This is a genomic window from Cellulomonas hominis (assembly GCF_005239125.1).
GTDB classification, from domain to species: domain Bacteria; phylum Actinomycetota; class Actinomycetes; order Actinomycetales; family Cellulomonadaceae; genus Cellulomonas; species Cellulomonas hominis_A.
In genome coordinates, this window is sequence record NZ_SZYE01000129.1 from 1 (window position 1) to 11,483 (window position 11,483).

Sequence of the window (11,483 nt, forward strand, 5' to 3'; positions counted from 1 at the left end):
GCCGCGACGACCGCCGTCGCCCGCGTCGCCGCCCGGCTCGGCCACGCCGACTCCGCGCCCGGCCCGGTGTGCCCGCGCTCCGTCCGCCAGGCGTTGAACGCCTCGGCCCACGCGCGGTGCGCGGTCACCTGGTAGTCGTGCAGCGAGACGAGGTCGAGGTCGCCCAGGTGCGGGAACCGGCCGACGATCCGCTCCAGCACGTCGAGGGTCGCCACGACGTCCACGTCGGCGGTGTGCAGGCTGCCGGTGTCGACCACCTGGTACACGCCGCACAGGTCGACGAGCTTGCGCTTGCCGGACCGGTACCGGTCCTCGGCGCGGTCGAGCACGAGCGGGTCGATCACCGGGCGCAGCTCGCCGCCGAGCCGGTCCTCGACGGTCGGCAGGTCGTGCCGGCGGAGCTCGGCCTCCAGCAGGCACAGGTCGAAGGACGCGTTGTAGGCCACGACCGGGATCCCCTCGCGCACCGCGGCGGCGATGGCGGCGGCGATCTCGTCCAGGGCGCCGCGCGGCTCGACGCCGTGCGCGCGGGCGTGCTCGGTGCTGATGCCGTGGATCGCGCTGGCGCCCTCGGGGATCTCGACGCCGGGGTCGACCAGCCAGGTGCGCACGTGCGTGCCGTCGCGGTCCCGGCGGACGAGCGCGGCCGTCACGATGCGGTCGTGGTCGGTGTCCACGCCGGTGGTCTCGGTGTCGAACCCCAGCAGCGGCCCGTCGGTCCAGGTCATCGCGTCCCTCTCCTTCCTGCGCCGCCAGCATCGCACCGGCCACCGACGCTCCCGGGGACCCCGCGCGGCGTGTGGCGGGGCCCGGATGCGCCCGGCGCCCGTCCGGGTGAGGCTGGAGGCCGACCCCGCGGACCGCGGGGGACCTCGAGCGAAGGAGTCGTCATGGGTCGCCTGACCGGCCGTACCGTCGCGTTCCTCACCAGCGACAAGGGCATCGAGGAGCCCGAGCTCACCACGCCCTGGCAGGCCGTCGCCGACGAGGGCGGGACCCCCGTCCTCGTGTCCGCCGGGGCCGGCACCGTCCGCGCCGTGAACAACGACCTCGACCCGGGCGGCGAGTACCCGGTGGACCGCACGCTGGACCAGGTGTCCGCGGACGAGATCGACGGGCTCGTCATCCCCGGCGGCACGGTGAACGCCGACACGCTCCGCACGCAGGAGGGCGCCCAGGCGCTGGTGAAGGCCGTGCTCGGCGCGGGCAAGCCCGTCGCGGCCATCTGCCACGGCCCGTGGACGCTGATCGAGGCCGGCGTGGTCGAGGGCGTCACTCTCACGTCCTACCCGAGCCTGGCCACCGACCTGCGCAACGCGGGCGCCACCTGGGTCGACCGGGAGGTCGTCGTGTCGCCGGCCGGCGGGTCCACGCTCATCACGTCGCGCAACCCCGACGACCTGCCGGCGTTCAGCGCCGCGGTGGTCGACGCGGTCGCGGGCTGAGCCCGGGCGCCACGCCGGCGGCGGTCGCCGTCGCCACCCGCGCGGGCCCCGTCGCACGTCGCGGCGGGGCCCGCGTCGTGCGCCCGCGCCGGTAGCCTGTCCCGGTGAGCAACGAGATCGAGATCGGCCGCGGCAAGCGGGGACGGCGCGCATTCTCCTTCGACGACGTCGCCGTGGTGCCCTCCCGGCGCACCCGGGACCCGGAGGAGGTGTCCGTCGGCTGGCAGATCGACGCGTACCACTTCGAGCTGCCCGTGCTGGCCGCGCCGATGGACTCCGTGATGAGCCCCGCGACCGCGGTCGCGCTGGGCCGCGCGGGCGGCCTCGGCGTGCTCGACCTCGAGGGCCTGTGGACCCGGTACGAGGACCCGGAGCCGCTGCTGGCGCAGATCGCCGAGCTGCCCGCCGGTGAGGCGACCGCCCGGATGCAGGAGGTCTACGCCGCGCCGATCCAGCCCGAGCTGATCCGCCGCCGGGTCGGCGAGGTGCGGGACGCGGGGGTGACCGTCGCCGGCGCGCTGTCGCCGCAGCGCACCCAGGAGTTCTGGAAGGACGTCGTCGACGCGGGCGTCGACCTGTTCGTCATCCGGGGCACCACCGTCTCGGCCGAGCACGTGTCCGGTCGCGCGGAGCCGCTCAACCTCAAGCGGTTCATCTACGAGCTCGACGTGCCGGTGATCGTCGGCGGCGCGTCCACGTACACGGCCGCGCTGCACCTCATGCGGACGGGTGCGGCGGGCGTGCTGGTCGGCTTCGGCGGCGGCGCGGCGCACACCACCCGGGTGTCGCTGGGCATCCACGCCCCGATGGCGACCGCGGTGGCGGACGTCGCGGCCGCGCGCCGCGACTACCTCGACGAGTCCGGCGGCCGGTACGTGCACGTCATCGCCGACGGCGGCGTCGGGCGGTCCGGGGACCTGGTCAAGGCGATCGCCTGCGGCGCGGACGCCGTCATGCTCGGCGCCGCGCTGGCCCGCGCCACGGACGCCCCCGGCCGGGGCTGGCACTGGGGCCCGGAGGCGCACCACCCGCACCTGCCGCGCGGCGAGCGGGTGCAGGTCGGCCAGGCCGGGACGCTGGACCAGGTGCTGTTCGGCCCGGGCCACACCGCGGACGGCTCGCTGAACCTGATCGGCGCCCTGCGCCGGGCGATGGCGACCACCGGGTACTCGGACCTCAAGGAGTTCCAGCGGGTGGAGATCGTGGTCTCCCCGTACCAGCCGCGCTGACGCCGGCACCCGCGCGCGCCGAGGGCCGCGACCCCGAGGGGGTCGCGGCCCTCGTCCGTCCCGGCGCAGGCGCACGTCCGGATGCCCGTTTCGTTCGTGTTTGAGTCCGAGTCGGTTTGATTGCTTGCGTTTTGGTGTCCGGTTGGGGCATGCTGGTCGCGCAGCAAGCCCAGCGCGGGGCCCCTTCCGGCGCCCGGGCCACCTGCGGACGAGGACCGGAACCGACGGAGGCGACGTGTACGCAACGGAGCGCCAGCAGCAGATCCTGGCCGCCGCGCGACGGGACGGGCGCGTGGACGTCGCCTCGCTCGCGACCGCCCTGGACGTCACCCCGGAGACGGTGCGGCGCGACCTCACCGTCCTGGAGCGGCACGGCCTGGTGCGCCGGGTGCACGGCGGCGCGATCCCGGTCGAGCAGCTCGGCTTCGAGCCCGGCCTGGCGCAGCGCGAGGGCCTGCTGTCGGGGGAGAAGGACCGCATCGCCAAGGCCGCGCTGGAGGAGCTGCCGGCCGGCGGCGCGATCATCCTGGACGCGGGCACGACGACGGTGCGGCTCGCGGAGCTGCTGCCCACCGACCGCGAGCTGACCGTCGTCACGCACGCGCTCCCGGTCGCTACGGTGCTCGCCACCCGGCCCGGCATCACGCTGCACCTGGTCGGCGGCACGGTCCGCGGCCGGACGCTCGCGGCGGTCGGCACCTGGGCCCTGCGCGAGCTCGCGGACATCCACGTCGACACGGCGTTCCTCGGCACCAACGGCCTCAGCGTCGAGCACGGGCTGACCACCCCCGACCTCGCGGAGGCCGCGGTGAAGCGGGCGCTGGTGACGGCGGCCCGGCGCACCGTGGTGCTCGCGGACCACACCAAGCTCGGCCGCGCGGACTTCGCGCACGTGGCGTCGCTCGAGCAGGTGGACACGCTCGTCACCGACTCCGGCGTGATGCCCGAGCTCGCGGACGAGGTCGAGGCCGCCGGCCCGCGGGTGGTGCGCGCGTGACCGCCCCCCGGGTCGTGACCCTGACCCCGAACCCCAGCCTGGACCGCGCCCTGCACCTGGAGCGCCTGGCGGTGGGCGAGGTGAACCGCGCCGCGGCCACCCACCTGCACCCCGGCGGCAAGGGCATCAACGTGTCCCGGGCGCTCGCGGCGCACGGCGTCGCGTCCCGCGCGGTCATGCCGTCGGGCGGCGCGGACGGCGCCCAGGTCGTGGCGCTGCTCGCCGCGCAGGGCGTGGACGCCCGGCCGGTCCCCGTCGCGGGGGACACCCGGTCCAACATCACGCTGACCGAGTCGAGCGGCGCCACCACCAAGATCAACGCCCCCGGTGCCGCCCTGACCCCCGACGAGGTCGCCGCGCTGCTCGCCGCGGTGGAGTCGGAGCTCGCCGGCGCGACCGCCGTGGTCGCCGCGGGCAGCCTGCCGGCGGGTCTGGACGACGACTTCTTCACCGCCGTGGCCGACCTCGGCGCGCGGCACGGCGTCCCCGTCGTGCTGGACACGTCGGGCGCCCCGTTCGCGGCCGCGGTCCGGCACGGCGGCCTCGCGCTGGTGAAGCCGAACGACGAGGAGCTCGCGGAGCTCGCGGGCCACGAGCTGACCACCGTCGGCGACGTGCTCGCCGCGGCCCGCGAGGTCCAGGCGCACGGCACGGCCGCCGTCCTGGTCAGCCTCGGCGCGCACGGCGCGCTGCTCGTCGCCGACGGCGGGTCCTGGTGGGCCGGCGGCCCCGGCCTGGTGCCCGTGTCCACGGTCGGTGCGGGGGACTCCACCCTCGCCGGCTACCTCGCAGCGGCCGGCCCGCCCCCGGACCGGCTGCGTCGCGCGGTCGCCTGGGGCCGCGCCGCGGTCCTGCTCCCGGGCAGCGCCGTGCCGCGTCCGTCCGACGTCCGTCCCGACGAGGTCGCCCTGGTGACCGACCCCGATCCCGCCCTCGCTCTGAAGGAGCTGTGACCATGAGCCTGTCCCTGACCTCCGCCGAGCTGGTCGGCGTCGACCTCGTCGCGGTCGACCGCGACGACGCCACCCGCCAGCTCATCGCCCTGCTCGCCGCCGCGGGCCGCGTCACCGACGCCGAGGGCTTCCACGCCGACGTCCGCGCCCGCGAGGCGCAGATGGCCACCGGCATGCCCGGCGGCGTCGGCCTGCCGCACGCCCGGTCCGAGCACGTCGCCGCCCCGAGCCTCGCGGTCGGCAAGCTGCGCGAGCCCGTCGACTGGGGCGCCCCGGACGGGCCCGCCCGCCTGGTGTTCCTCATCGCCGCGCCCGCCGGCGGGGACGCCGACCACCTGCAGATCCTCGCCGCGCTCGCCCGCCGGCTCGTCCACGAGTCGTTCCGGCAGTCGCTGCTCGACGCGCCCGACGCGGCGACCGTGGCGGACATCGTCCAGCGAGAGGTCGTGCCCTCATGAAGTTCGTCGCCGTGTCCTCGTGCCCCACGGGGATCGCCCACACGTACATGGCCGCCGAGGCGCTGGAGCAGGCGGGCAAGGCCGCCGGCCACGAGGTGCACGTCGAGACGCAGGGCGCCGCGGGCTCGACCCCGCTGGACCCCGCGATCATCGCGGCGGCGGACGGCGTGATCTACGCCGCCGACCTCGAGGTCCAGGCGCGGGACCGGTTCGCCGGCAAGCCGTTCGTCGACGTCGGCGTGAAGAAGGCGGTGCACGACCCGACCGGCGTGCTCGCCCAGGCGGTCGCGGCCGTCGAGGCCGGCGTGCCGGCGGCCGACGCCGCGGCGGCCGGTGCCGCCCCGTCGGCCGGGGGCGCGCGCCCCGTCACCAAGGTCGACCCGAACGCCGGCGTCGGCACCCGCGTCCGCCAGTGGCTGATGACGGGCGTGTCGTACATGATCCCGTTCGTCGCCGCCGGCGGGATCCTCATCGCGCTGGGCTTCATGATCGCCCAGGTCGCGTGGCCCGGGAACCAGGGCCCGGTCGAGGTGACCGCGGTCCCGGTCTCCGAGCTGATCTCCTCGTTCAGCGTGACCTCCGGGCAGGACTGGGCGGCGCTGCTGTTCCAGACCGGGTCGGCGGCGTTCGCGTTCCTGGTGCCGGTGCTGTCCGGCTTCATCGCCTACGGCATCGCCGACCGGCCCGGGCTGGTGCCCGGCTTCGTCGGCGGGTCGATCTCGGTCCTCATCGGCGCCGGCTTCCTCGGCGGCCTGGTCACCGGCTTCGTGGGCGGCTTCCTCGCCCTGTGGATCAGCCGGTGGCGGGTGCCCAAGGGCGTGCGCGGGGTGATGCCGGTCGTGGTGACGCCGCTGCTGTCCTCGCTGATCACGGGCTTCCTCATGTTCGTGGTCATCGGCCGGCCGATCGCCGACGTGATGGACGGCCTGACGAACTGGCTCAACGGCCTGTCCGGGTCCAACCTCGTGCTCATGGGCGCGCTCCTCGGCGCGATGATGGGCTTCGACCTGGGTGGCCCGATCAACAAGGTCGCGTACACGTTCGCGGTCACGGGCCTGGCGACCGAGGGGCTGACGGGCGACGCGGTGCAGTACCGCATCATGGCCGCCGTGATGGCCGCCGGCATGGTCGCGCCGCTCGCGATGGCGCTTGCGACCACGGTCCGCAAGCGCCTGTTCACGCACGCCGAGCGGGAGAACGGCAAGGCCGCGTGGCTGCTCGGCCTGTCGTTCATCTCCGAGGGCGCCATCCCGTTCGCCGCGGCGGACCCGTGGCGGGTCATCGTGTCGTCGCTGGTCGGGTCGAGCGCCACCGGCGCGATCACGATGGCGGTCGGCTCGGGGCTGCGGGCACCGCACGGCGGCATCTGGGTGCTGCCGCTGATCTCGAACCCGCTCGGCTTCCTGCTCGCGGTCGCCGTCGGCACCGTCGTCACCGCCGGCGTCGTGGTCGTGCTCAAGGGTCTGCGGCCCAGCCCGCTCGTCGAGGCGGAGCGGGAGGCGGACGCCGCGGCCGCCGCGCCGGCCGCCACCACCCAGCCGGCCGTCGCCTGACGGCATGCTGGTCCCCGGGCCCGCGCGGCCCGGGACGGCCGGGGGCGGGACCTCCGCCCCTGGCCAGGACGATCTCGACGGGGAGACGCTCACGCCATGACCGACACGCGAACCGAGACGACCGCACCGCCCGCCGCCGGGACGGTGCTGCAGGGGGTGGGCGTCGGCCGCCGGGTCGCCGTCGGCCCGGTGGTGCGGGTGCGCCCCGTGCCGGAGGTGCCCGGCGACGCGCCGGTGCTCGTCGACGGGGCACCGGTCCCGGCCGACGAGCTGCCCGACGCCGTCACCGCCGCGTTCACCGCCGTGGCCGACGGGCTGCGGGACCAGGGCCGGCGCGCGACCGGCACCGTGGCCGAGGTGCTGGGCGCCACCGCGATGATGGCCGACGACCCCGCGCTCCGGGACCAGGTGCTCGGCCGGGTCCGCGGCGGCGAGCCCCCGGTCGCGGCGGTCGACGCCGTGGTCGGCACGTTCGCCGCGATGTTCGAGCAGGCCGGCGGGTACCTGGCGGAGCGGGTCACGGACCTGCGCAGCGTCCGGGACCGGGTCGTGTCGCGGCTGGCGGGGCTGCCCGCCCCGGGCGTCCCCGAGCTGCGCGAGCCGTCCGTGGTCGTCGCGACGGACCTCGCGCCCGCCGACACCGCCGCGCTCGACCTGGAGCGGGTGCTCGCCCTCGTCACCGAGGAGGGCGGCCCGACCGGGCACACCGCGATCATCGCCGGGCAGAACGGCATCCCCTGCGTCGTGCGCACCACAGGCGCGGGGGCGCTCGCGGACGGCGTGGTGGTCGGCGTCGACGCCGCCGCGGGCACCGTCCTGGTGGAGCCCACCGGCGACGACCGCGCCGCCCTGGAGGCCCGGGCCGCCGCCGAGCGCGCGCTGGAGTCCGACACGGAACCGGGCGGCACCGCCGACGGCCACCGGGTGCAGCTGCTCGCCAACATCGGCACCGCCGAGGACGCGGAGAAGCTCGCCGGCGCGGCCGTCGAGGGCGTCGGGCTGTTCCGCACCGAGGTGCTGTTCCTCGGCCGGCAGCAGGCGCCGACCGTCGACGAGCAGGCCGCCGCCTACGCGCGGGTGCTGCGGGCGCTCGGGCCCGACCGCAAGGTGGTCGTCCGCACGCTCGACGCCGGGGCGGACAAGCCGCTCGCGTTCGCGAACCTGCACGCCGAGGAGAACCCCGCGCTCGGCGTCCGCGGCTACCGGCTGGTGCGGTCCGCGCCCGCGCTGCTCACCGACCAGCTCACCGCGCTCGCCCGCGCCGGCGAGGAGACCGGCACCCAGCCGTGGGTGATGGCCCCGATGATCGCCACCCCCGCCGAGTCCCGGGCGTTCGCCGACGCCGTGCACGCGGCCGGCCTGCGCACCGCGGGCGTCATGGTCGAGGTGCCCGCCGCCGCCCTGCGCGCCGCCGCGGTGCTCGACGAGGTGGACTTCGTCTCGCTCGGCACCAACGACCTGGCGCAGTACACGATGGCCGCCGACCGGCTGCGCGGCGAGCTCGTGGACCTGCTGGACGCCTGGCAGCCCGCCGTGCTGGAGCTCGTGGCCGCCACGGCGCGGGCCGGGGCGGCGAAGGACCGGCCGGTCGGGGTGTGCGGGGAGTCCGCGTCCGACCCGCTGATGGCGCTCGTGCTGACCGGGCTCGGGATCACCAGCCTGTCGATGTCGCCCGCCGCGCTGCCCGCGGTCCGGTTCGCGCTGCGGCGGCACACGCTGGACGCGTGCCGGGCGATGGCGGACGCGGCCCTGGCGGCGGCGGACCCCGCCGCGGGCCGCGCGGCCGTGGCGGGGCTGCTGGACCCGGAGGCGCGGGCGACGCTGGGGGTGTGAGCGGGCGCCCCGGCGCGGCCGCTCAGGCCGGCGCCGGGGCGTGTCGCCGCGTCCGGGCCGGCGTCTCGCCGACGACGGCGCGGTACCGGCGCGTGAAGTGCGCCTGGTCCGCGTACCCGAGGTCCGCCGCGAGGGCCGCGAGGTCCGCCGCGGGGTCGGCGTGCAGCGTGGTCGCGGCCGCCTGCAGCCGCCGGCACTCGATCAGCCACTTCGGCGTCAGCCCGGTGTGCCGCCGGACGACCCGGCTGAGCGTGCGGGTCGTCGTGCCCAGCAGGTCCGCGAGGTCGGAGACGCGCCGGACGTCGGCCCGCTCCTCGGCGACCCGGCACGCCGCGTTCGCCAGCCGGCCGGCGTCGTCCACCCGGGCGGCCACGGGGGCGAGCCAGGTGTGCAGCAGGGCGGCGACGTCTCGATCCGCCGCGGCCGCCGGCGCCCCCGCGGGCCGCCCCGTCGCCGCGGCGACGGCGGGCAGCGGGGCGCCCGGCAGCGGCTCCCACCGCCCGACCAGGCGCGCCGGCTCCGTGGTCGTGAGCAGCCGGGCCCCCGCGGGGCGCAGCAGCACGCCGACCACCCAGGACCGGCCGGTCAGGTCCTGGGTCGTCAGCACCCGGGACGGGCCGTGCAGGGTCGCCCCCGCGGGCTGCAGGACGGCGTTGGCGCTCGGGTAGGTGAGCACGCGCTGCGTCCGCACCTCACCCGCGGGGACGTCCCAGCGGGCGACCCAGACGTGCCGCACCAGGTCGTCGAGGTCCGCGCCGAGCCGGAACCGCGAGAACGCGACCTCCGGGTCGCCCGGGTTGAGGTGCCCCGCCGACTCGACCACGCGCCGCCCCCCTCGTGTCCCGTTCGTACAAGACCGCCGTCCCGGGCGGGGCGAGGCTCGGTGCATGACCGAGAGCACCGCACCCGCGACCCCCGCACCGACGACCCCCGCCACCGGCGAGCACACCACCGACGGCGTCCCGCACGGCGTCACGTCACTGACCCCGCACCTCGTCGTCCACCCGGCCGCCGAGGCCATCGGATTCTACGAGCGGGTCCTCGGCGCCCGCGTCCTCGACGTGTTCCGGATCGGCGACCTGGTGGGCGAGGCGTCGCTGGACCTCGGGAACGGCCGGTTCACCCTGGGCGACCCGATGCCCGCCTACGGCATCACGACCCCCGACCCGCAGGCCGCGACCTACTCGCTCGCGGTGCACGTCCCGGACGTCGACGCGACCGTCGAGCGGGCGGTCGCGGCGGGCGCGACGCTGCGCGAACCGGTGACGACGTTCGTGTCCGGCGACCGGTACGGCTCGGTCGTGGACCCGTACGGGGTGCGGTGGACCGTGATGACCCGGGTCGAGGACCTGTCCCCGGAGGAGTCGGCCCGGCGCGTGGCGGCCTGGGCGGCGGAGCAGGCGGGCGCCGGCGCGTAGCCTGGCCGCATGGTGCCCGAGCACGGCGTCCTGGACCCGGAGACCGACCCCCTGGCCACGTACGTCCTCGAGCCGGACGACCTGCGCGACCTGGCCGGACGGGTCGCGAGCTCGCCCGGCGCGGGGACGCGCACCCACCACGCCCCGTGGACCCGCGCCCCGCTCGCGACCCTCCCGCAGTCGTCGCCCGACGACGTGGCCCGGGCGGCGCGCGCGGCCCGGGCCGCCCATCGCCGGTGGGCGGCCGTCCCCGCGCGGGACCGGGCGCGGCTGCTGCTGCGCGTGCACGACCTGCTCCTGCAGCGGCAGAGCGACGTGCTCGACCTGATCCAGCTGGAGAACGGCAAGGCCCGCGGCGCCGCGTACGAGGAGGTCGCCGACGTGGCCCTGCTCGCGCGGCACCTCGGCCGGGCCGCCCCGGCGTACCTCGCGCCCGCGCGCCGGCCGGGGCTGGTGCCGGGTCTGACGTCGGTGCGGGTCCTGCACGACCCGGTGGGCGTCGTCGGGGTCGTCGCGCCGTGGAACTACCCGCTGAGCCTGACGCTCGGGGACACGCTGCCCGCGCTCGCGGCCGGGGACGCCGTGCTGCTGCGGCCGGACCCGCAGACGCCGCTCACGGCGCTGTGGGCGGTGGAGCTGCTGGAGGACGCCGGGATGCCGCGCGGGCTGGTCCAGGTCGTGCTGGGCGACGGCCCGACCGTCGGCGCCGCGGTGGTGGACCACGTGGACCACCTGGTGTTCACCGGCTCGACCGCGACCGGCCGGGTCGTCGCCGCCCGGGCGGGGGAGCGGCTGGTGCCCAGCACGCTCGAGCTCGGCGGGAAGAACGCGATGTACGTCGCCGAGGACGTGGACGTCGAGGTCGCCGCCGAGGGCGCGGTCCGGGCCTGCTTCGGCGGCACCGGGCAGCTGTGCATGTCGGTCGAGCGGCTCTACGTGCACCGGGACGTGTACGACGCGTTCGCCGCGGCGTTCGCCCGCCGGACCCGCGCGTTGCGCGTCGGCACCGGGCTGGACCACCGGTCCGACGTGGGTTCGCTGACCTCGGCCGAGCAGCTGGCCCGGGTCGTCGAGCACGTCGAGGACGCGCTGTCCGGCGGGGCCCGGGTGCTCGCGGGCGGCGTGCACCGCACGGACCTCGGCCCGTACGTCTACGAGCCGACCGTCCTGGAGGGCGTCGGCGAGCACGCGCGGGCGTTCCGGGAGGAGACGTTCGGGCCGGTGGTGGCCCTGTCGCCGGTGGCCTCGGACGACGAGGCCGTCGCCGCGGTGAACGACTCCGCGTACGCCCTCGCCGCGTCGGTGTGGACCCGGTCGGCGCGGCGGGGCGCGGCGCTGGCCGCCCGGCTGCGCGCCGGCAGCGTGTCCGTGAACGACGGCTACCAGGCGGCCTGGGGCTCGGTGGCGGCGCCGCAGGGCGGGCGCGGGGCCTCGGGCTGGGGGCACCGGCACGGGCGCGAGGGGCTGCTCGCCCTGACGGCGACCCGGACCGTCGCCGTGCAGCGGGGCGTCCACGGCCTGCGGGTCGCGGGCCGCACGCTCGTGCCGCCGCTCGGCCCGGGCCGGCTCCTGGCGGGCGACCCGGAGCGCTGGACCG

General features: G+C 77.1%; 11 protein-coding genes. 9 read left to right on the top strand and 2 right to left on the bottom strand.

The window, feature by feature from the left end; genetic code table 11:
• Positions 1-728: exonuclease domain-containing protein (locus tag FA014_RS14040; RefSeq protein ID WP_154730284.1), on the bottom strand; the 728-nt coding region annotated here is incomplete at its 3' end.
• Between the two features lie 162 nt (positions 729-890).
• Between FA014_RS14040 and FA014_RS14045 the strand changes: the two genes are divergently transcribed.
• The 7 genes from FA014_RS14045 (at position 891) to ptsP (ending at position 8,468) form a co-directional block, all read left to right on the top strand.
• Positions 891-1,445, top strand: coding sequence for a type 1 glutamine amidotransferase domain-containing protein (locus FA014_RS14045; protein ID WP_154730285.1), 555 nt, complete (start codon positions 891-893; stop codon positions 1,443-1,445).
• Positions 1,446-1,549: 104 nt separating this feature from the next.
• Positions 1,550-2,674: a GuaB3 family IMP dehydrogenase-related protein gene (locus tag FA014_RS14050; protein WP_154730286.1), complete on the top strand. Its 1,125-nt coding sequence runs from the start codon at positions 1,550-1,552 to the stop codon at positions 2,672-2,674.
• 235 nt (positions 2,675-2,909) lie between these two features.
• Entirely contained in the window at positions 2,910-3,671 is a 762-nt protein-coding gene (locus FA014_RS14055; protein WP_154730287.1) for a DeoR/GlpR family DNA-binding transcription regulator, read from the top strand.
• Positions 3,668-4,624 carry a 1-phosphofructokinase gene (gene pfkB, locus FA014_RS14060; protein ID WP_154730288.1) on the top strand — a complete coding sequence of 319 codons (957 nt, stop codon included), beginning with the start codon at positions 3,668-3,670 and terminating at the stop codon, positions 4,622-4,624. The genes FA014_RS14055 and pfkB overlap by 4 nt, the downstream gene beginning before the upstream one ends.
• Positions 4,625-4,626: 2 nt before the next feature.
• Positions 4,627-5,082: a PTS sugar transporter subunit IIA gene (locus FA014_RS14065; protein ID WP_154730289.1), complete on the top strand. Its 456-nt coding sequence runs from the start codon at positions 4,627-4,629 to the stop codon at positions 5,080-5,082.
• Positions 5,079-6,635, top strand: coding sequence for a PTS fructose transporter subunit IIC (locus tag FA014_RS14070; protein ID WP_154730290.1), 1,557 nt, complete (start codon positions 5,079-5,081; stop codon positions 6,633-6,635). Before FA014_RS14065 ends, FA014_RS14070 begins: the two co-directional genes overlap by 4 nt.
• 96 nt (positions 6,636-6,731) lie before the next feature.
• The gene (gene ptsP / locus FA014_RS14075; RefSeq protein WP_154730291.1) at positions 6,732-8,468 is read left to right on the top strand and encodes a phosphoenolpyruvate--protein phosphotransferase; all 1,737 of its coding nucleotides are present in this window, start codon (positions 6,732-6,734) and stop codon (positions 8,466-8,468) included.
• Between the two features lie 22 nt (positions 8,469-8,490).
• Here ptsP and FA014_RS14080 read toward each other — a convergent pair whose 3' ends face one another.
• Complete coding sequence (locus FA014_RS14080) at positions 8,491-9,291, bottom strand: helix-turn-helix domain-containing protein (RefSeq protein ID WP_230323162.1); 801 nt, start codon at positions 9,289-9,291, stop codon at positions 8,491-8,493.
• A gap of 64 nt (positions 9,292-9,355) precedes the next feature.
• Here FA014_RS14080 and FA014_RS14085 point away from each other — a divergent pair, with 64 nt between their 5' ends.
• The gene (locus FA014_RS14085) at positions 9,356-9,886 is read left to right on the top strand and encodes a VOC family protein (protein ID WP_154730293.1); all 531 of its coding nucleotides are present in this window, start codon (positions 9,356-9,358) and stop codon (positions 9,884-9,886) included.
• Positions 9,887-9,895: 9 nt separating this feature from the next.
• Positions 9,896-11,483 (top strand): succinic semialdehyde dehydrogenase (locus FA014_RS14090; protein WP_154730294.1); only part of this gene is annotated, 1,588 nt, incomplete at its 3' end.